Origin of the sequence: Rhodococcus sp. 27YEA15, assembly GCF_049739425.1 — a bacterium.
Taxonomy (GTDB): Bacteria; Actinomycetota; Actinomycetes; order Mycobacteriales; family Mycobacteriaceae; genus Rhodococcus_F.
In genome coordinates, this window is the sequence record NZ_JBMHHW010000001.1 from 1,993,848 (window position 1) to 2,013,891 (window position 20,044).

General features: G+C 64.4%; 17 protein-coding genes and 1 pseudogene. 16 read left to right on the forward strand and 2 right to left on the reverse strand.

What is annotated here, in order from left to right; translation table 11 throughout:
• Window positions 1-17: 17 nt before the first annotated feature.
• From ABH922_RS09215 to ABH922_RS09265, 11 genes are all read left to right on the forward strand, one after another.
• Entirely contained in the window at window positions 18-1,250 is a 1,233-nt protein-coding gene (locus ABH922_RS09215; RefSeq protein ID WP_424806624.1) for a rhodanese-like domain-containing protein, read from the forward strand.
• Window positions 1,247-2,254: an ABC transporter permease gene (locus ABH922_RS09220; protein ID WP_424806625.1), complete on the forward strand. Its 1,008-nt coding sequence runs from the start codon at window positions 1,247-1,249 to the stop codon at window positions 2,252-2,254. Before ABH922_RS09215 ends, ABH922_RS09220 begins: the two co-directional genes overlap by 4 nt.
• Window positions 2,251-3,114, forward strand: coding sequence for an ABC transporter permease (locus ABH922_RS09225; RefSeq protein WP_424806626.1), 864 nt, complete (start codon window positions 2,251-2,253; stop codon window positions 3,112-3,114). The genes ABH922_RS09220 and ABH922_RS09225 overlap by 4 nt, the downstream gene beginning before the upstream one ends.
• Entirely contained in the window at window positions 3,111-4,703 is a 1,593-nt protein-coding gene (locus ABH922_RS09230; protein ID WP_424806627.1) for an ATP-binding cassette domain-containing protein, read from the forward strand. The genes ABH922_RS09225 and ABH922_RS09230 overlap by 4 nt, the downstream gene beginning before the upstream one ends.
• On the forward strand, window positions 4,688-5,824 hold the full coding sequence (locus ABH922_RS09235) for an LLM class flavin-dependent oxidoreductase (RefSeq protein ID WP_424806628.1): 1,137 nt from the start codon (window positions 4,688-4,690) through the stop codon (window positions 5,822-5,824). Before ABH922_RS09230 ends, ABH922_RS09235 begins: the two co-directional genes overlap by 16 nt.
• Complete coding sequence (locus ABH922_RS09240) at window positions 5,821-7,155, forward strand: NtaA/DmoA family FMN-dependent monooxygenase (RefSeq protein WP_424806629.1); 1,335 nt, start codon at window positions 5,821-5,823, stop codon at window positions 7,153-7,155. The genes ABH922_RS09235 and ABH922_RS09240 overlap by 4 nt, the downstream gene beginning before the upstream one ends.
• A gap of 10 nt (window positions 7,156-7,165) precedes the next feature.
• A complete protein-coding gene (locus ABH922_RS09245) occupies window positions 7,166-8,506 on the forward strand; it encodes an NtaA/DmoA family FMN-dependent monooxygenase (RefSeq protein WP_424806630.1) in 1,341 nt (446 codons plus the stop codon).
• Between the two features lie 105 nt (window positions 8,507-8,611).
• Window positions 8,612-10,228, forward strand: a complete 1,617-nt coding sequence (locus tag ABH922_RS09250) for an ABC transporter ATP-binding protein (protein ID WP_424806631.1) — start codon at window positions 8,612-8,614, stop codon at window positions 10,226-10,228.
• A complete protein-coding gene (locus tag ABH922_RS09255; protein WP_424806632.1) occupies window positions 10,225-12,090 on the forward strand; it encodes an ABC transporter ATP-binding protein in 1,866 nt (621 codons plus the stop codon). Before ABH922_RS09250 ends, ABH922_RS09255 begins: the two co-directional genes overlap by 4 nt.
• Before the next feature lie 34 nt (window positions 12,091-12,124).
• Window positions 12,125-12,952 (forward strand): DUF427 domain-containing protein, encoded by an 828-nt coding sequence (locus tag ABH922_RS09260; RefSeq protein ID WP_424806633.1) that lies wholly within the window; start codon window positions 12,125-12,127, stop codon window positions 12,950-12,952.
• 116 nt (window positions 12,953-13,068) lie between these two features.
• Window positions 13,069-13,896, forward strand: a complete 828-nt coding sequence (locus ABH922_RS09265) for an acyl-CoA thioesterase (RefSeq protein WP_424806634.1) — start codon at window positions 13,069-13,071, stop codon at window positions 13,894-13,896.
• Here ABH922_RS09265 and ABH922_RS09270 read toward each other — a convergent pair.
• A complete protein-coding gene (locus ABH922_RS09270) occupies window positions 13,875-14,495 on the reverse strand; it encodes a hypothetical protein (protein WP_424806635.1) in 621 nt (206 codons plus the stop codon). The genes ABH922_RS09265 and ABH922_RS09270 overlap by 22 nt on opposite strands.
• Before the next feature lie 86 nt (window positions 14,496-14,581).
• Between ABH922_RS09270 and ABH922_RS09275 the strand changes: the two genes are divergently transcribed.
• The 5 genes and pseudogenes from ABH922_RS09275 to ABH922_RS09295 all read left to right on the forward strand — a co-directional run bounded on the left by ABH922_RS09275 (window position 14,582) and on the right by ABH922_RS09295 (window position 19,212).
• Complete coding sequence (locus ABH922_RS09275) at window positions 14,582-15,430, forward strand: acyl-CoA thioesterase (protein WP_424806636.1); 849 nt, start codon at window positions 14,582-14,584, stop codon at window positions 15,428-15,430.
• A complete protein-coding gene (gene pdxT, locus ABH922_RS09280; RefSeq protein ID WP_424806637.1) occupies window positions 15,427-16,038 on the forward strand; it encodes a pyridoxal 5'-phosphate synthase glutaminase subunit PdxT in 612 nt (203 codons plus the stop codon). Before ABH922_RS09275 ends, pdxT begins: the two co-directional genes overlap by 4 nt.
• 656 nt (window positions 16,039-16,694) lie before the next feature.
• Window positions 16,695-17,657: pseudogene (locus ABH922_RS09285) on the forward strand (serine hydrolase domain-containing protein).
• A gap of 174 nt (window positions 17,658-17,831) precedes the next feature.
• Window positions 17,832-18,152, forward strand: coding sequence for a hypothetical protein (locus ABH922_RS09290; protein ID WP_424806638.1), 321 nt, complete (start codon window positions 17,832-17,834; stop codon window positions 18,150-18,152).
• A 100-nt stretch (window positions 18,153-18,252) separates the two neighbouring features.
• Window positions 18,253-19,212, forward strand: a complete 960-nt coding sequence (locus ABH922_RS09295) for a phosphotransferase (protein ID WP_424806639.1) — start codon at window positions 18,253-18,255, stop codon at window positions 19,210-19,212.
• A 72-nt stretch (window positions 19,213-19,284) separates the two neighbouring features.
• Here ABH922_RS09295 and ABH922_RS09300 read toward each other — a convergent pair whose 3' ends face one another.
• Window positions 19,285-19,431 (reverse strand): DUF1059 domain-containing protein, encoded by a 147-nt coding sequence (locus tag ABH922_RS09300; RefSeq protein ID WP_424806640.1) that lies wholly within the window; start codon window positions 19,429-19,431, stop codon window positions 19,285-19,287.
• Between the last annotated feature and the right edge of the window lie 613 nt (window positions 19,432-20,044).

Sequence of the window (20,044 nt, forward strand, 5' to 3'; positions counted from 1 at the left end):
TATCGGGAATCGAACTCATGAATCATCGATCCATCGGTGCAGATCAGCTGCACACTCTTCTCGGCGGCACCGGCGAGCTCGCACTGATCGACATCCGCGAGGTCGAAGATTTCCGGCCGTCGCACATCTACCATGCGGCGTACCTTCCGGCGTCCTGGCGAACCGATCGCCGCGCCCGCGTAGCGGCGCTGATTCCCCGGAAGGACACCCTGGTGGTGCTCGTCGCAGATCCGAGGATTTCCGCCGGCGAGCCCGGATCGGCATCAGCGGAAGCCGCCGAGTGGGGCGAGTGGGGTTACACGGATGTACGAGTGCTCGACGGTGGCACCGATGCCTGGCTGGCCACCGGTCGCCGCGGTTTCCGCAATCTCTGTGTACCGAGCAAGGCCCTGGCCGAGTCGGCGCGCGATGTGTATCTCACGCCCGGTGTGACTGCGGTCGAACTCGCCGTTCGGTTGGCGGGAGCGCGCGCACCGGTGGTGGTGGACGTGCGGTCCGTGCCCGAGTACGAGGAAGCGAGCATTCCCGGGGCGGTGGGTCTTCCCGGGGGAGAACTCGTCGCGCACGTCAGCCGGGTGGTGGGTGATACCGAGCGCGAGGTGGTGGTGACCTGCGCGGGACGAACGCGAGCGATATTCGCGGCCCAGTCTCTGCGTGACGCCGGACTGGTCAACCCCGTCGTCTTCTTGGACGGGGGGACCACCGCGTGGCGAAACGCGGGATATTCCCTTGCACCCGGCGTCCGTACGGTCGGGGACACGCACAGTCAGTCGCCTGTGCTACCGGCGGCGAGCGGATACGACGCGGGTATCGCACGAATCGGTGTGGCTGGTGTCGACGACTTGCTCGCAGACACACGACGGACCACCTACCTGATCGATCCGCGTCTGGTACCGGCCGACGTGCCGGACGGGATCGAGGGTGTCCGGCACGTCCCCGGCGGGCAGCTGGTGGAGGCGATCGACGAGTACGTGCCGGTCCTGCGGGCTCGGGTCGTGCTGGTCGACGACGCTCCGTACGTCCGAGCGCTGGCATTGGCCCGCTGGTTGCGGGCTTCTCGTCTGGTCTCGGTGTACGTCCTCGACGAGTCGGTGGTGGGACCACCGCCGCACTCGGACATACCGGTTTCGACCGGGCCGGTTCGGGACGTCGAGAACGTGGACGGCGGTCTCGAGCCGGACGTTCGACAGTGGAGCTTGAACTTGCCGAGCCTGGTCGGGTCCGAACCGGGCGGAGGGTTCGCGTTGTGACCCGGATCGAGATCGACGAGGCCGCGGTGACCGGTCGGCGTCCGGTCGGTCGAATCGTCGTGCGTCGACTGGTCCAGGCACCGATCGTGTTGCTGATCGTGTCGGCCGCCGTGTTCTGGCTCGTGCAGGTGGTCCCGGGAGATCCCGGGCGGGTGGCGTTGGGTCAATTCGCCACTGCCGAGCAAGTCGCGCAATGGAAAACCGACAACGGGCTCGACGGATCGGTGCTCGAGCGGTACCTGGGGTGGCTCGGCGGATTCGTGACCGGTCACTGGGGTACGAGCCTGACCTACGGCGAGCCGGTTGCCGGCCTGGTGATCGAGCGTCTGCTCAATTCGATTTTCCTGGGTCTGTACGCCTTCGTGCTGGTGCTCGTGGTCGGAGTCGGAGTGGGATTGGTGCAGGCATTTCGTGCAGGGAGCCGCAGTGATCGAGCCCTCACCATGTCGTTCGTGTCATTGTCCTCGACGCCGGAGTTCGCGGTGGGAACCCTGCTGCTCGTGGTGTTCGCCGTGTTCTTTCGGTGGTTTCCGGTACAGTCGGCAGTTCCCGACGGCGCTTCTCTCGCCGCACGATTGACCGTCACGACACTTCCGGCGTTGACATTGGCCGCGGCAACAGTCGGCTACGTCGCTCGGATGGTTCGCGCGGGCACGATCGAAACATTGCGCTCGCCCTTCTATCGGACAGCCGTTCTCAAGGGGCTGCCCCGTCGACGGGTCGTGTCTGCGCACGTGGCGCGCAACTCGCTGGTTCCCGCGGTGGCCGTCCTCGGCGGCCAACTCGCCTATCTGATCGGCGGCAGCGCCGTGGTGGAAACACTGTTCAGCTACCCCGGCATCGGGCTGACCATCGTCGAAGCCGTCCAGAAGAAGGACTTGATGCTGCTCGAAGGCGCAATCATGGTCACCGCTCTGGCTTCGCTCCTGGTGCTGCTGATCACCGACCTCGTCTACATGGCCCTCGATCCTCGTATCGATCTCAGTCAGGAGCAGCGCGCATGACAGTGCTGGAACCACATCGCGCCGGTGCCACACCGGTCTCGACGCGGCGGGTGCGAGTCCGGCGACTGCTGCGCCGACCCACATTCACCATCAGCGTCGCGGTGTTGATCTTCTGGATACTCGCGCCGATCGTGGTGCGGGCGGTAGGGCTCGACCCGTACGGTGAGGCCGGTGCCGCCAACCAACCGCCGGGCGGCGGTCACCTGCTCGGTACCGACGATCTCGGTAGATCGGTGGCAGTGCGGGTACTGGCCGGAGCAGGCCCCGTCCTGCAAGTGGCACCTGCCGCAACCCTGCTCGCGGCGCTGGTGGGAACCGTCCTCGGGCTGATCGCCGGCTATCACCGTGGCGGAATCGTCGACGATCTGCTCATGCGGTCGTTCGACATCTTCAACGCACTACCCGGCATCGTCGCGGTGCTGCTGGTCGCGTCGGCGTTCGGGCGGTCGCCGAGTACCTTGATCATATCCATCGCGATCTTCTTCGCCCCGATCATCGCTCGAACCGTTCGGTCGGCGGTGCTGGTCGAGATGGGTAAGCAGTACGTCGAAGCGGCACGCACCCAGGGCGAGTCGACCACTCGTATCTTGTTCGGTGAGCTACTTCCCAACGTGACTCCGGCGCTCGTGGTCGAGGGAACCATTCGGCTGGGTTACGCGATTTTCGTCTCGGCCGGGTTGTCGTTCCTCAACCTGGGCGCGCAACCACCGTCGCCGGACTGGGGGCTGGTGGTCTCGCAGAACCGCATTTACATCCAGAACGCCTGGTGGAGTGTTGCGTTCCCGGCCCTCGCCATCATCTCGCTGGCAGTGGCCGTCAATCTGATCGCCGACAACCTCAAGGAGGTCCTGGACCGATGACACTGTCAGTTCGATCCCTGACTGTCGAATACACCACCACTCGCGGAACTCGCACCGCCGTCGACGATCTGAGTTTCACGATCGCCAGGGGCGAAGCCTACGGGCTGGTCGGGGAATCCGGATCAGGAAAGTCCACAGCTGCAGCAGCTTTGGTCCGTCATCTCGCCGACAGTGCGGTGGTGCGTTCTGGCGAGATCGACCTCTCCGGAACAGATGTCCTCGCCCTCGAGCCGGAGCCGTTGCGGCAGTATCGATCACAACGGGTCTCGACGGTGTACCAAGAGCCCGGGCGCGCTCTCAACCCGACGATGCGAGTGGGGGTGCAGATAGCCGAGGCGCTCGCGGTCGGTGCGCGAGGACGCATTCCGGCAACCGGCTCACCCGAAGTTCTCGACCTGCTGGATCGTGTGGGGTTGCCGTCCCCGGACCTGTTGGGGCAGCGGTACCCGCATCAGCTGTCCGGGGGTCAGGCACAACGAGTGGTGATCGCGATGGCGCTGGCGGTGCAACCCGAGTTGTTGATCCTCGACGAGCCCACCACCGGGCTCGACGTTCAGGTCGAGGCGTCGATTCTCGGATTGGTCAACGAATTACGCAGCGAGTTGGATGCTGCGGTGCTGTTGATCAGCCACAATCTGCCGCTCGTCGGGGCGCACTGTGATCGGGTGGGTGTCCTCCGGAACGGCGTGCTGGTGGAGGAAGGCGTCGCGGGGGAAGTCTTGACCCGACCGCGACACGAGTACACCCGGACACTGGTCGAGGCATTGCCCGACATCGATGCGCCGAAGCCACAGTGGCTTGTTCGCGAGGATTCGCCGGTGGTGGTGTCGGTGAGGGGTCTGCGTAAGACTTACGGCAACGCGGTGGCGGTCGCTGGAGTGGACCTCGACATCCGGCAGGGCGAAGTAGTGGCCGTCGTCGGTGAATCCGGCAGTGGCAAGACCACGCTCGGACGAGCGATTGCCGGCCTCACCGATCACCACGGCGTCGTCGACGTGTTCGCACCGAGTTCGCACCGCCACCCCGTGCAAGTGGTGTTCCAGAGCCCCGATGCGACACTCAACCCACGCCGCTCGGCCCGGCGGATACTGGCGCGGGCCATCCGACTGCTCGGGGGCGAGAGCACCGTAGAGGAACTCGCCGACCGGGTTGGTCTGGAGCCCGAACTGTTGGACCGGTTGCCCGGCGAGTTGTCCGGCGGCCAGAAACAGCGGGTCGCCATCGCCCGAGCGTTCGCCGGGCCGTCGTCACTGGTGGTGTGCGACGAGCCGGTCTCGGCGCTCGATGTGTCGGTCCAGGCCCGCATCTTGGCCTTGCTGCGAGAACTGCAAGTCACCAGCGGTGTGTCGTATCTGTTCATTTCCCACGATCTGGCAGTTGTGCGCGCCCTCGCTGATCGTGTGGTCGTGATGCGCAGCGGTGTGGTACTCGAATCCGGGCCGGCCGACCAGATCTACGCCAATCCGCAACACCCGTACACCCGCACGTTGATCGAGGCCGCCCGGTACGGATCCCTCGGGAACCCCGTCGCCGCCGCGGCTCGGCCGGTACCCGACAACTCCGAAAGAATGGCATGGCACTCGAACTGAGATCCTGGATCAACCCACAGCCCTACACCACCGGCTACTCGACGTCACCGATCGCCCGCGAGGCCGCGTACTTCACCACGGCGCCCGAACCGGTCACCGTCGACCCCGATCATGTCAGCCGCGAGGCGCGCGAATACGAGGATGCCGGATACGACTCGAGCATCATTCCGCAGAGTGCAACCTGGCCCGACGTCGCGGCCACCGCTGCCTGGGCTCTGGCTCACACGGACCGTCTGCGGGTGGTTCTCGCTCATCGACCTGGAGTTCAGGCGCCCACCGCAGCGGCACGCTCGCTAGCCACCCTCGACCGACTGTCCGGCGGACGGGCCGCGATTCACCTGATTCTCGGACACGCAGATCTGCACCGGGACGGAGATTTCGTCGACCACGACGACCGTTACGCCCGAGGCGCCGAGTACCTCGACATCTACACCCGCACCCTCACCTACACCGAACCGTTCGACTACGACGGTCAGTACTACCGGGTGCGCGGCGCATTCTCCGGGGTGCGGCCCAGTACTGCTCCACGTCCGCCGATTTCGTTGCCCGGCGGCTCCGAGCGTGGCATCGACCTGGCGGCGCGGTACGGCGATGTCATCGCGTTTCACGGGCGGTCCCTCGCCGAGACGTCCGAGAGCATCCGCGTTGCTCGTCAACGCGCGGATCACTACCAACGGAGCGTGGGTTTCTGGGTGAATCTCAACTTCCAGGCAGGTGAGACCGACGGTGCGGCCTGGGATCACGTGCACGAGCTCGAGCAGGCGATCGAACATCTCAAGACGTATCGTGCCGAGGGTGGATCGAGCGTCATCCCGTCGATCCGAGAGGAGCGGGCGCGTCAACACGCCGAGGCCGACAACACCGTCGTCGACAGCGCTCTCTACCTGGGGCTTTCGCGGGTCGGCGGCGCGACCCCCACGCTTGTCGGTTCGCCGTCGACGATTGCCGACGCCGTCCTGGCCTACCACGACCTCGGTGTCGGCATCGTCACACTCGGTGGATACGCGGCCACACCTGCGGCCGCCGAATTGCGGAGCGAGACGTTGCGTCTGATCCGGCAGGCCGCTGCGGCCCGAGAGGCCTCGGACCTGGCCGGTGTCACTTCGGCGGCGGCGGTATGAGCGCACCGGCGAACTCTCCGTTGCGCCTGACGGCATTTCTGGCTGCACAGGGTTATCACGAGTCGGCGTGGAAAGTCGGTCCGCCGCCGGCAACCGCGGATGCACACGAGTCGTTGTTCGAGGCGACTCGTACAGCGGAACGCGGCTTGCTCGATGCGGTCTTCATCGCGGATTCGCCGATGCTCGAACCCTTTCGCGCCCGGTATTTCCCTCAGGTTCGCCACGATCCGATCGCGCTGGTCTCGGCACTGTCGGTGATCACCGAGCGTATCGGTCTGGTTGCCACGGCGTCGACGACGTACAACGCTCCGTACGATCTGGCGCGTCGGCTGGCCACCGTCGATCACCTTTCCGGTGGACGAGCAGGCTGGAACGTCGTGACCACCAGACTGGCGGGGGTGGCTCGCAATTTCGGTACGGCTGCTCATCCCGAGCATGGTGATCGGTACGCGCGAGCCGGCGAATTCGTGGACCTGCTCCGGACGCTGTGGGACGGTTGGGACGACGACGCCGTGGTCGCCGATGTCGACAACGGGGTCTGGGCGGACATATCCCGGATACGTGAGGCGAATTTTCACGGCGAGTACTTCGACGTAGCGGGGGCGCTGCCGCTGCCGCGATCGCCTCAGGGCCATCCGGTACTCGCCCAGGCCGGATCGTCGGGACCTGGCATCGATCTGGCCGGGCGGATCGCCGATCTGGTTTTCACCGCTCAGCCGGACATCGCGTCCGCTCGCGCATTTCGTGATTCGGTTCGCAGCGCGGCACTGTCCCACGGACGCGCCGCCGAGAGTGTGGCGGTTCTTCCGGGCATTTCGTTCGTACTCGGAAGCACGAATGCCGAGGCGCAGGCCAGACGTGCGGAACTCGAGAATTCGGTGGATCCCGAATTCAGGTGGCGCAATCTTGCGTTCAACGCGGGCATCGATCCGGAGTCGCTCGATCCGAACGTCCCTCTCGACGAACGTGATCCAGCTATCATCGCTCGTACCAGCCGCACGGACGACCTCCTGCGCCGCACTCGTGATACCGGACGGACTTTCCGTCAGTTGTCCACCGAGTTGATCGGCCTGCCCGGTGGTCTCGACGTGACGACGACACCGGAACACTTGGCTGATCTGATCGAATCATGGTTCGTGCAAGGTGCGAGCGACGGTTTCACCCTGCAGCCGAGCACGTTGCCGGACTCACTCGAACTGTTCGTCGAGCACGTCGTGCCGATTCTGCAAGCACGAGGCCTTCACCGAACCGAATACAGCGGAACGACTCTGCGTGATCATCTGGGAATCGCACGTACCGAGTCGATTTCGTCCACCAACTCAATAGTCTGATAGAGGTATCGTGACTCGCACTGCTCATCTGAACGCTTTTCTCTCCACTGGCGGATATCATGAATCCGGCTGGCTGGTACAGGATTACGATGCTTCCGTCGACGGAGACATCTCACATTACCGGCAGGCCGCCCGAACCGCCGAGCGTGGACTGTTCGATTCGGTATTCCTGGCGGACGTTCCGAGCCTGACCAAGTTCCGGGCCAAGTTCTTTCCGCAGATTCGGTGGGATCCGGTGACGCTCCTGGCTGTTCTGGGTGCCGACACCTCCACGATCGGCCTGTTCGGCACCGGTTCGACAACATACAGCGAGCCGTACGAGCTGGCCAGGCGTTTTTCCACTCTCGACCACGCGACAGGGGGTCGGGCCGGCTGGAACGTGGTGACCACCGCTCACGCGGCAGCAGCGGAGAACTTCGGCCGCGCCGGACATCCCGAGCACGACGACCGCTACGCGCGAGCTGTGGAGTTCGTCGAGGTGGCACGAGCACTCTGGGACGGTTGGGAGGAGGACGCCATTGTCGCCGACCGGTCTCGCGGCATCTGGGCCGAGCCGGATCGGATTCACCCGGCGGAGTTTCACGGCGAGTACTACGACGTTGCCGGAGCGCTACCCGTCCCACGCTCGCCGCAAGGACATCCGGTACTGGCACAGGCCGGGTCGTCGCCGGCCGGAGTGGATCTGGCTGGACGGATTGCCGACGTGGTGTTCACCCCACAGCCGACCATCGCTGCAGGCAAGGAGTTCAGGGCGAAGATCGATGCCGCGTCGATACGGCACGGCCGCGCCGCCGGAAGCGTGCGGATTCTGCCCGGTCTGGCGTTCGTTCTCGGCAGCACCGAGGACGAAGCTCGGCGTCGTCGACGTGAACTCGAAGATCGCGCCGATCCCGAACTGCGTTGGCGAAATCTCGCCTATCACGCGGGCCTGGATCAGAAGCAGATCGACCCGTTGTCACCGCTGAGCCCGGAGCTCGCCGCCACGGCGGAAGGCTCGACGTTCGCCCAGTTCATCGTCACCGAGGCGCTGGCGTCGGGACGACCCTTCGGGGAGCTCGGCGCGGTCATCACCGGACTGCCCGGTGGACTCGAATTCACCGGCACACCGGAGCAATTGGCGAACCTGATCGAGGAATGGGTGGCCGAGGGTGGCAGTGACGGTTTCACCCTGCAGCCGACCACGGTCCCGGAATCACTCGAACTGTTCGTCGACCACGTGGTGCCGATTCTGCAGAAGCGGGGAGTGCACCGCACCGAGTACCAGGGTTCCACGTTGCGCGAGCACCTGGGGTTGGCAGAAGTTCCGTCGCCGCATCGTCAGTCGGTGGCGCTCGACTCGGACCGGCGATAACTCGTGGTTCGATCCAAACCTGCCCGATCCAAACCTGCCCGATCCGAACCGCCCGGGCCGTGGGTCCAACTCCGGGCCCGGATACCGCGGCGTGAACGACGTGGGATGGCCTGGGCCTTCGTCACCGGAATCGTGTGGTCCGCTGCTGCGGTCGGTGTTCCGTTGGTGGCCGGCGCCGCCGTCGACTACCTCGTCTCCGACGGCCACGACGCGGCGCATCTGGGCGTGCTGGTCGGCGTGATCGTCGCACTCGCATTCGCCAAGGCGTTCGCCCTACGTATCCGGCGCTACCTCACGTTCACGACCTCGGCGCGCCTGGGGGGGAGCTTGCGACGCAGGCTCTTCGCCGCACTTCATGCCCGTGATGCGCGGTTCTTCGACGAGACACCGCCGGGGGAGGTGCTTGCCTCGGTGGGGGACGACACCGAGTACATCGAGCAGTTCGGTGTGATCGCGCAGGTGTTGTTCAACAACCTGGTGTGGACCACGTTGATCGTAGCGGCGCTGCTCTGGATCGACGTCCCCTTGACCGTTGTCACCGTCGTTCCGTTGACACTGGTGTTGGTGTTGTCGTTGCGATTCCTCCGTGCGCTCGACACGGCAAACGTCACTATGCGCGGGGACAGCGTGGGCGTCGTGAGCGCCGCTGCCGACGCAGTGAGCGGTGCGCCCACGGTCAAAGGTCTCGGACTCGAGGACAGGTTCTTCGCGGCACTGATCGAACTTTTCGGCAAGTCGCGCGCCAGCGCGCACGCTGTGGGAAACATTCGCGCCAGGTACACCGCCCTCATCGAATTCGTGCCGACGATGAGTATCGTGCTGGTCCTGATCTTCGGGACGGCGCGAATACGATCGGGCGATATGTCGGTCGGTGACTTCACGGCGTTCAATGCCTATGTCGTCATGGCGGTCTGGCCGTTGCGCTCGACCGCGAGCGCCGTCGCCGGCGCGTCCAGGGCAGCTCTGGCCGTGACCAGAATCGCCGCGCTGGAAGGGCCTTCGTCGGGTCCGGTATCCGCACAGCCGCCAACCGTGACCGGACCGGCTCGAGTTGTGCTGCAGGGCTTGAGTTTCAGCTACCGCGACCCAATCATCTCGAATGTCGATCTCGAAGTGGAACCGGGCGAAATCGTCGCGATCACCGGGGCGACCGGAGCAGGCAAGTCGACATTGCTGCGATTGATCGCCGGTGAAGTGGCTCCGGATCAGGGGTCGGTGCACGTGCATGGGATCGATCTGAGCACCGTGGCACAACATCACCGACATCATGTGGTCGCGGCCGTGACCGACGAGGAGTTCTTGTTTTCGAGGACCCTGCGGGCCAATGTGACGATGCCCGATCCCGGTGCCTCCGACGCTGTGATCCGTCGAGCGGGAGAGCGGGCCGCATTGACCGAGGTGATCGAAGGCCTACCCGAAAAATGGGACACCGAAGTGGGGGAGCGTGCGGTACGGCTCTCGGGTGGACAACGACAGCGAGCCGCACTGGCCCGCGGGTACGCGTCACCGGCCGGATTGTTGCTACTCGACGACGTGACGTCGGCGCTCGACACGGAGACGACCACACGCATCGCGGATTCGCTGCGAGAGTTGAAAGGAACCACGACGGTGATACTGGTGAGTTCGCAACCGGCGATCGTGGCAGCCGCTGATCGGGTGTTGGTTCTCAGTGGTCGTGAAGTTGCCGAGCTCGACGAATGCTCGGCCGGGGCCGGCCTGTGAAGCGCCAGGTCGGGCTCGGCAGCGATGCTCGGGCACTACTGGCCGAAATATCGGAGGGAAATCGGGGCAGGATCGTTTTTCTCGTGTCGCTCGGCGTGGTTACCACCGCCTGCGTGCAATCGGGCCCGATGCTCATCGCCTGGGCGGTCGACCATGCGCTGGGCGAGAGTGGGTCGTGGATTGCGCTGATTGCCGCCGCACTCTATCTGGTGCTCAACACCGCGGGTTCCACGCTCAGCGCAGTTCAACTGCGACTGGGTTCGCGGATCACCGAAGAGTTGCTCTACCGCTTGAGGATTCGACTATTTCGTCGGGTGCTCGATCTCGATGCCACGTACTTCGAGCGGACCTCGGACGGATCGATTCTGAGTCGGGTCACCGCTGACGTCGAAGTGATCGCGATCTTCTTGCGCACCAATCTCGTGATAGCGATGACGAATGTCACGGTGCTGATCGTCACCACCGTGTTCTTGTTCGTTCTCTCGCCCCAGCTCGCACTGATCGTCCTGGTCTCGGTAGTGCCGGTGGCATTGATTCGAACCCGCCGATTCGTGCGTCAGGCGCGATCGAGCAACGACGAACTCCGTGAGGCGGCGGCGGCCTCGACGGGGGAACTGAACGAAGGAGTGCGGGGCATCGCCGTCGTACGCCGCTTCGGACGCGATGCCGAGCAGATCTCCCGGTACGAGGACATCGACGATCGCCGACTCGCGGCGGCGGCGACAAGTAACGCGCTTGCCGCCCGGTACTCGGCGGAGATCGACGCCCTCGGAGTGCTCGCGTATCTGCCGGTGGTGCTCGGTGGTGCGTTTCTCCTCGATCGCGGAGTGGTGACGGCCGGAGCGGTAGTGGGATTTGTCGTTTATGTAGGAAGCTTCTTCGACCCGGTGCAGACGCTCACGCACGTGCTGGGGCAGGCGCAGGCCGCGCGCAGTGCGTTCGTCCGAGTGAGCGACCTGGCGTCCGAACCGGTGGTGCCCGCGCCGCCGCAACATCCGGTTCGGTTACCGCGCAGTGGGGAGTTGGCCCTGAACGGGGTGCGGTTCGCTTACGCGAGAGCGTCGCGGCCGGTGTTGCGGGACTTCACGTTGCACCTCCCGGCGGGTTCGAGAGTAGCTTTGGTAGGTGCCAGCGGTGCTGGTAAAACCACGGTCGCTCGCCTGCTTTCGCGAACCCTCGTTCCCGATCGAGGTACGGCGAGTTACGGGGGCGTCGACCTGCTGTCGGTCACTCGACGTGAACTGCGATCGCGAATCGTCTCCGTGGCACAAGAGGGGCACGTCTTCGCGGGTTCGACGATCGACAACTTGAGGGTCACCGGCGCGTCCGAGACGGAGGTTGCGGACATGCTCGAACGACTACAGGCCCTGGGCCTGGGTAGCCACGGCGACCGACGCCAATCGTCCGGTCAGCGTCAGCTGATCGCGCTGGGGCGGGCGCTGTTATTGGACCCGTCCGTGCTGATCCTCGACGAAGCCACCGCGGACGTCGACGAGGACGTGGCACTGGCCGTCGACGAACTCCTTGCCGATCTCAGACCGGACTGCACCGTGGTGGTGGTCGTGCACCGCATGGAAACCGCGATGCGTATGGACCGTGCATTGGTCATCGAAGGAGGTTCGATCGCGCAGGACGGTAATCCCGCCGATTTGGCGGCTGTGGCGGGTCCGTTCCGAAACCTGATCGAACGAGAAAGAGCGCACTTCGCCGATACCCCGTCCACCGATACCTCATCCACCGACACCTCCTCCACCGACACCTCCTCCACCGACACCTCCTCCACCGACACCTCCTCCACCGACACCTCCTCCACCGATACCCCCTCCGCCGATCCGGCCGAGCTCGTTCGGTCCGACCGGTAGACCCACCGCATTCAGACGAGAGAAGGAACCAGCCATGAGTCAGATCCTTACTCCCACAGCGCTTACCCGCCGCCATCCCGTTCCGCCGGGCGAGTTCACCTACGAACCGAGCGAGCGGCGCGTCCGCGGCACGATCGGTGAGCACACCGTGGTCGAGAGCGCGTCCCCCGTGCTCGTGTGGGAACCCGATCAGGCCGTTCCGGGATATGTCTATCCCCGAGCGGACGTGCACACGGAACTGCTGACACCGACCGAGGCTCCTGCTCACGGCCGGCACGCCGGTGTCCGAGCGTGGTACGACCTCGAACTCGACGGCGTCACCTACCCGGCCCTGGCCTTCGAATACGGTGTCGCCGGGCTCGAGGACTACGTCGGGATCGACTGGTTCCGGCGTACCGAGCCGGGTGTGGAGCATTGGTACGAGGAAGCCGAAGAAGTTTTCCGGCATCCACGCGATCCGTACAAGCGCATCGATTCTCTGCAGAGCAACCGGCACGTCGAGGTCTTCATCGGTGGCGTGAAGGTCGCGGACACCCGGGTGCCGGTCCTGTTGTTCGAAACTCGCCTGCCGGCGCGTTACTACATTCGTCAGGCGGACGTGGACTTCACCCACCTGCGGGAGACGACACTGTCGACGACGTGCCCCTACAAGGGTGATGCCCGGTACTGGACGTACGAGAACGGTGACTTGGTCGAGGAGAATGTCGTCTGGTCGTACCCGACCCCGTTGGCGTCGGTCGCGAACATCACCGACTACGTCTCGTTCTACAACGAGATCGTCGACATCGTCGTCGACGGTGAGCCGGTGAACCGGCCCGAGTCGGAGTTCTCGGCGGCGTTGGCCGCCGCACGTGAGCGGTGACGCCGCGAGTCCGGATGGAGGTCACTTCGACGCATCGGGCATTGTGAGTAGGCGACTCACGTCAGGCCGGTGAGTCGGCAACACTCATCAGGGCCGGTGCGAGAGGTGGAGGACACGTGGCGAAGATCCAAGAAATCCTGGAGCTGGAACGGCTCGAGCGTGACATCTTCCGAGGCATCATCGCGGAAACTACACTGACCCGAACATTCGGTGGTCAGGTGGCCGGGCAGGCGTTGGTATCCGCGGTACGCACAGTTGACCCGGGATTCTCGGTGCACTCGTTGCACGGATACTTCCTCCGAGCCGGAAACCCCAAGGAGCCGACGGTCTTCCTGGTCGATCGCATCCGCGACGGACGTTCGTTCGTGACACGCCGAGTGACCGGAATCCAGAACGGCGAGGCGATCTTCACGATGTCGGCCTCGTTCCACGTTCAGGACGAGGGCATCGAACATCAAGACGAAATGCCTTCCGTTCCGGATCCGGAATCCCTGGCCAACGCCCGGGATTCGGACGACGAACAGACCGCATGGCTGGCACAGGAATGGTCGGAGTGGGATCTGCGGATGGTGCCCGCGGCCGACCTGCACAAACGTCCGGGCGCCGCAGCCCAGCAGCAGGTCTGGTTCCGATCCCGTGAGGCACTTCCCGACGACCCGGTATTCCACGTCTGCACGCTCGCGTACATGAGCGACATGACGTTGCTCGGATCTGCGCACGGTCCGCACCCGGACGTCGAGATACAGAGCGCCTCCCTGGACCACGCGTTGTGGTTCCTGCGCCCGTTCCGCGCCGACGAATGGCTCCTCTACGACCAGACGTCGCCGTCGGCCGGCTTCGGCCGCGCCCTGACCCAGGGGCGGATCTTCGATCGTCGTGGAAACATGGTGGCTGCTGTGGTCCAGGAAGGACTGACCCGGATCTACCGGCCGAAGGCAGACTGAACCGCAGGCCGATCGGGGTGATCGTATTTCACTTCGACGTCCACCTGCTCGGACACCGACCTCCGGTGTTCGAGCAGGGCGTCGACGGTCCACTGGTCGGAACCAGCGGTTCGACGCCGCAGCGCGGCTTCGCTCATGTCCAGTCGTACGGTGACATCGAAGTCGAGCCCACGACCGAGCAGCATCGGACCCGCCACCACGATGACCTGGCGTTCGTGAACGGTGCGACGCTCCGCTCGTGCGGAACGATCGGTGCGTTCGTCCCACAGGCGGGGCAACCATGTTCCCCGGCTCCGGGCGGCGGTGATCACCTCGCGATCCAACGCCGAGTAGTCGAACCACAGCGTGCGGTAACTGAGCGCGTCGTCGTGCCCGAACTCCAAACGCAGTGACGCCGGTCGGATGTAGTCGTGCACGGACACCACCGCGCTCGGGCGTTGTCGATCGAGTGCTGCGGTGGCGACGACGGCAGCGAGGGTGTGCGGCTGGGCGCAGTCGGCTCCGTCGACGGCCACCAGCGCGACGGACGGCGTGCACTCGCACAACTCGACGATCTGCTCGGCCAGTGCCCGCGGAGTGCTGGGAATGAAGTTGGTCACCCGACCATGGTGCCGTGTTCGCAGCGTCGGACGATATTGTTAGCCGTCATGTCACCGGCCGCGCCGGTCTACGTACCGGAGGCTTCATGGTTGGCATCGAGGAAATCCTCGCGCTCGAGTCGTTGGAGAAGGACATCTTCCGAGGTGCCGTCCATCCGACTGCATTGCAACGGACCTTCGGCGGCCAGGTTGCGGGTCAGTCCCTGGTATCGGCGGTGAGCACTGTCGACGAGCACTATCTGGTGCATTCCCTGCACGGTTACTTCCTCCGAGCCGGTAACCCGAAGATTCCGACGGTCTATCTGGTGGATCGGATCCGGGACGGACGTTCGTTCTGCACCCGGCGGGTGAACGCGATTCAGGACGGGAAGACGATCTTCACGATGTCGGCGTCGTTCCAGACGCAGGACGTCGGGGTCGAACATCAGGATCGAATGCCGAAGGTGCCTTCGCCGGAGGATCTGCCCGATCCCCGGGACGTTCCGGCGTTGGCCCGATCTCCGTTCTACGAGGAATGGAAAACGTGGGACATCAGGATCGTGCCGGCCGAAGAGAGCAGGTCGGCGCCGGATCTGGCTGCCCAACAACAGGTGTGGATACGGTATCGAGAGAAGCTCGCCGACCGGCCACTGCTGCACATCTGCGCGCTGGCCTACCTCAGTGACATGACGCTGCTCGGCGCGTCGAAGGTGCCACATCAGCGGGTGCGAACCCAGTCGGCTTCTCTCGATCACGCCATGTGGTTCCTGCGTCCGTTCCGTGCGGACGAATGGTTACTGTACGACCAGACCTCGCCCTCGGCCGGATTCGGCCGCGCCCTGACACAGGGACGAATTTACGACCGAAGCGGAAACATGGTGGCCGCCGTCGTCCAGGAAGGTCTGGCGCGGTTGGATCACGACGCCGTCGAGAAGAAAGCCGGCCCGCACGCATGACACGACCATTGATCGGCGTCCTTGCCCTCCAAGGTGATGTCCGTGAACATATTGCCGCACTGAATGATTCGGGCGCCGAGGCGGTGGGGGTGCGTCGTGTGACGGAGCTCGACCGCATTGACGGGTTGGTGATCCCGGGTGGTGAATCCACCACGATGAGCAGGCTGCTACAGGTATTCGAACTCCTCGAACCACTCCGGGAGCGGTTGCGCGGCGGTCTGCCTGCCTACGGATCGTGTGCCGGCATGATCCTGCTGGCACAGGAAGTTCTCGACACCCGTCCCGATGCGCAGCATCTGAACGCGATAGACATGACGGTGCGCCGCAATGCTTTCGGTCGTCAGGTTGATTCCTTCGAGTCCGATCTCGAGTTCTCCGGCATCGAGGGCGAGCCGGTTCGGGCAGTCTTCATCCGGGCCCCGTGGGTGGAGCGGGTCGGACCGAACGTCGAGATACTCGCGCAGGTTCCGTCATCGGCGGGGGAAGCGGCTGGTCGCATCGTTGCCGTGCGGCAGGGATCGGTGATCGCGACCTCTTTCCATCCCGAGGTGACCGGGGATCGTCGCGTGCACGAGCTCTTCGTGGATCTGGTCCGGACTCGGCCGTAGCCGATGTAGTCCTGATACGAGGTGCTGTCGTCATCCCGCCTGAACCGGCACCGATGATGACAACAGTGATGGCAAGGGTGGTGGCAAGGGGTGGCGATGACGGTTGACAGGTCACGGCGATCAATCCGGTTGACGCCGGCGATCATCGTCGACACCGCAGTACGAATCGCGGCGCGGGGAGGTGCCGTCGGCCTGACCGGTCGAGCGCTCGGGCTCAGCGACGCAGACACTGTTCGGTATCGCTCTCGCCGACCCGGATCACTGCCCGGCGATCGCAGCTCTGGCAGGCAAACTCGCCGACGTCAGTCGAGAGGCGGTACCCGACACCATGATCGAGTCGTTCCGGGTTGCGGTGGACGTCCGGATCACCGCCAACGACGCGGGAGCCGGCAATGACTGATCCCGTGTCGGAACGCGCAGTCGGACCGTCAGATGACCACGCCCCGAAGAGGTCGCGAACTCGCAGAATCCTCACACGGACGGCGATCACGCTGCCGATCGTCACCGTCGTGCTGGTTGCGGGCGCGTATGTCGCGACGGCAGTGCTCGATATTCCGGCCCCGCCGACGGTGATCAAACTTCTGACGGACGCTCCGTCGACGCAAGGTCAGCTGTACCCGAGCCGCACTGCGGCGGCTTCGGCTACGCCTCGTCCGATGCGGGTAGTCGCCGCGCCGCTGCCCGATACCGTTGCGTGGAAGGGGGCGCAGGTTCCGGTCGGCGAATTTCTGTCCACCACGCAGACCAATGCGTTCCTGATCGTCCGCGACGGTGTGATGACGCACGAGTGGTACCGCGACGGCGTGGAGCCGACGACGGCAATGGCATCGTGGTCGATGGCGAAATCGGTGGTGTCGTTGATGATCGGACGGGCGATCGACGCGGGAAAGATCTCCGAGGACGACACACTCGTGGATATCCTCCCCGACTTGGCGACCGGCGGCGACTACGACGCCGTCACCGTGCGAAATCTACTGGACATGACCTCGGGCATCGATGTTTCCGAGAACTACAATCCGTACTTCCCATTGACCGGCACCGCCCGGATGTATCTGACGAAGGATCTCGGCGGATTCGTCCGCGATCACCGAGATCTACAGTTCGAGCCGGGCAGCAGAGGTGACTATCGCAGCGTCGACACCTAGTTGCTCGGCGAGATTCTCGCGAAAGTAGAAGGAGTTCCGCTCACCGAACTGCTCGAACGAGACATCTGGGGGCCGATAGGTGCACAGGACCCCGCGACGTGGAATCTCGACGACGACGGCGGCCGGGAGAAAGCTTTCTGCTGCATCAATGCCACTGCCCGCGACTTCGCGAAGATCGGACAACTCGTTCTCGACGGTGGGAGTGTCGGCGGAACCCAGGTCGTTCCTCCCGCGTGGATCACCCGCATCAGCACACCGGCACCCGACGAGGTGTCCGCCTGGGGTTACTCGGCACAATGGTGGCATCCGACCGGCGCGAACAGGCCGGATCTCTTTGCTGTCGGCATCTACGGCCAGTACATCTACCTCGACCCCGCCACTCGTACCGTGATGGTCAAACTCAGTGACTACGGATCCGAACAAGACGAACAGGAGACCATCGACGCGATGCGTGCGATCACAGCTGCCGGCTGATCATTGGCGGTACACCACGCCGATATTCGGCGATCGACATCCAACTCGTCCGGCTGACACTGCTCGCCCGTCGATGTCATGCGATCAAAGGATATCGGCGATCACCGGACCCTCGATAGCGTGCAGTCGTGCCGATCGGCACGAGATGTTCGTCATGTCGAGTAGGGGAGCAGAATGAAACGCAATGTGACCACAGTTCTGGCTGGTGCCGCTTTGAGTGTTGCCGCAGTCTTCTCCATCGGTACGGGACCGGCATCTGCAGCACCTACCGGATGCTCCCCGGGGGGTGGGGGCGTGTACGCGACCGCGAAATGTTCCGGCGGCAATGGTTGGTACCAGGCGTACGCCGTGTGCATGAACCCTGCGATACCCGGTGCGACGTTCTACAAGTTCGTCGAAGGACCGTGGAAGAAGGCGAAGAGCGGAGAGACGTCGACTGTGTGGTGTCCTTTGCTCTATGTCGTGTCGTCGCGAGGCGTCGGTGTGAAGAACTGAGTATCGATCCGACGACGCAGCGCACTCGCCGCGGTCGGTAGGGGCCGCACCTACCTTCGTGATCACACCACTACGGCCGGATTGGGTAGCATCGCCCGACATGGGCAGTGGGGAGGTGTTCGTGCGGCCGCGACTGCTCGCCTTGCCTGCCGCGATCGTGAACACCGTCGAGGATGTCCTCGACATGCGCATCGTCCGCGAGGAGCCGGCCGCGACCGGATTCACTCCGGCGGTGGCATCGCGCGTCGACGGGATCTGCGGCGGTTCGGCTTTCGTGAAGGCCGCGCCTCGGGGAACGCCAGGCGGTGACGGTGTTCGGACGGGTGCCGAGCTTGCCGCCGTCATCGGTGATCTCGGCCCGCCGTTGATCGAGTACTGCACGGTCGAGGGGTGGGCCGTCGCGATCTACGAGGTGATCGAGGGATATGCCTTGGCGGACTGGGACACCTCGTCGGTCGCAGCGATGACGAAGCTGTCATTCACACTGCGCGAGCGTCTCGATCCGAGTCCGCTGAGCGATATGGAATCCTACGCCGAAGTCTTCTCGCCCCAGTTGGGTACCTGGTCAGCTCTGGCCGCAGCCGATCACCCGTCGGCCGATTCGGTCGCACACATAGTCGATCGCCCGCTGCCGTACGGTCTCGACGTCGTCGAGCTGGCCGCACTCGAGCGCAGTTGGCCCGAAGTTCTGGAATCAGGTGCAACGGCGTTGCAGCATGGAGACATTCGCCGGGACAACGTGATGCGTGAACCGTCGGGACGTCTGCGACTTGTGGACTGGACCCACCGGTGGCTGTCACCGGGGTGGGTGGATCTGGTCCGGGTCGGACCGGACATCGCTGCCTGCGGGCACGATCCCGAAACATTTCTTCTGAGCTCGGCGTGGAGCGAGGCTCCGCGCCACAATGTGAACGTGGTCTTGGCCGGGCTTGCCGGAAGGGCCTGGCGGGACGGCTCGCTGCCGCCGTTGATCGGTGCTCCCCACCTGCGGTCCATGCAACGTGAACAGGGTGAGGCGTCGTTGCACTGGCTCGCCGCTCGATTGGGGCGAGTCCGGTGAGGCTCTGCGGGGCCGACGACGCGTCGAGGATCGAGCGTCGACGGCGCCGTCGACATCCGGTACCGGGGCGCGTCAGTAGGCCATGAACAGAATCGATTCTCGGTCGTACTCGAGTCCGGGATGCTTGTCGGCCAGGTGGCGCTGTACGGCCTCCACCAACAGGTCCTCGTCGGTTTCCTGCATGGTCTCGCCGCAGGGGCAGGTGAGTGTTGTCTTCATGTCGATCCCATCCTGTGTTGTTCGGTACTGCTGTTGTTCGGTACTGCTGTGTTGTTCGGTACTGCTGTGTTGTTCGGTACTGCTGTGTTCTTCGGTACTGACAGGCGCGCGTTCCGGCGTTCACATCCAACGTGGTCCTGACCAGCCGTTGGGTGTAAGCAAGCGAAATTGCACGTTCGTCCCGTTCGAGTCGAACACGGCAGACTGGCGTCCGCCACTTTCGAGCATGGCAAAATGGTATACGGTATCCTTATTTGTGGCAATGGTGGAGGCGGGCGAAGCCGCGCCGCAGTGCGACGATGGTGCGCCTTCGGTCGAATGTCGGTTATCGGTCATCGTGCCCGGTGATCGCCGGAGGAACGAAAGTACTTCGCGCCCTTGGTGGTCCAATCCGAGACAATATGAGCTGTACGCGAATTCTGCCTGTTCCGGATGCGGGAGTTGTGCATGAACGGCTGTTGAGTGCGGCCCCGTGGTACTTCTGACGGTTTCACTTACCCGGCCCGCGGTGGTGCGACTGCCGCCGACAGGCGGAATTGCATCCGATTCGTTCAGGCACATCAAGCGTGGACGGTGCTGAGACGGCAGTGGTGATCGAGGATTCGGCGCGTCA

What these genes read in the sequence shown, in the direction of transcription:
- ABH922_RS09225 (WP_424806626.1), top strand. Translation starts at nt 2,251, where the DNA reads ATGACAGTGCTGGAACCACATCGCGCCGGTGCCACACCGGTCTCGACG.
- ABH922_RS09260 (WP_424806633.1), top strand. Translation starts at nt 12,125, where the DNA reads ATGAGTCAGATCCTTACTCCCACAGCGCTTACCCGCCGCCATCCCGTT.
- ABH922_RS09250 (WP_424806631.1), top strand. Translation starts at nt 8,612, where the DNA reads ATGGCCTGGGCCTTCGTCACCGGAATCGTGTGGTCCGCTGCTGCGGTC.
- ABH922_RS09275 (WP_424806636.1), top strand. Translation starts at nt 14,582, where the DNA reads ATGGTTGGCATCGAGGAAATCCTCGCGCTCGAGTCGTTGGAGAAGGAC.
- ABH922_RS09240 (WP_424806629.1), top strand. Translation starts at nt 5,821, where the DNA reads ATGAGCGCACCGGCGAACTCTCCGTTGCGCCTGACGGCATTTCTGGCT.
- ABH922_RS09300 (WP_424806640.1), bottom strand. Translation starts at nt 19,431, where the DNA reads ATGAAGACAACACTCACCTGCCCCTGCGGCGAGACCATGCAGGAAACC.
- ABH922_RS09295 (WP_424806639.1), top strand. Translation starts at nt 18,253, where the DNA reads ATGGGCAGTGGGGAGGTGTTCGTGCGGCCGCGACTGCTCGCCTTGCCT.
- ABH922_RS09230 (WP_424806627.1), top strand. Translation starts at nt 3,111, where the DNA reads ATGACACTGTCAGTTCGATCCCTGACTGTCGAATACACCACCACTCGC.
- ABH922_RS09290 (WP_424806638.1), top strand. Translation starts at nt 17,832, where the DNA reads ATGAAACGCAATGTGACCACAGTTCTGGCTGGTGCCGCTTTGAGTGTT.
- pdxT (WP_424806637.1), top strand. Translation starts at nt 15,427, where the DNA reads ATGACACGACCATTGATCGGCGTCCTTGCCCTCCAAGGTGATGTCCGT.
- ABH922_RS09215 (WP_424806624.1), top strand. Translation starts at nt 18, where the DNA reads ATGAATCATCGATCCATCGGTGCAGATCAGCTGCACACTCTTCTCGGC.
- ABH922_RS09235 (WP_424806628.1), top strand. Translation starts at nt 4,688, where the DNA reads ATGGCACTCGAACTGAGATCCTGGATCAACCCACAGCCCTACACCACC.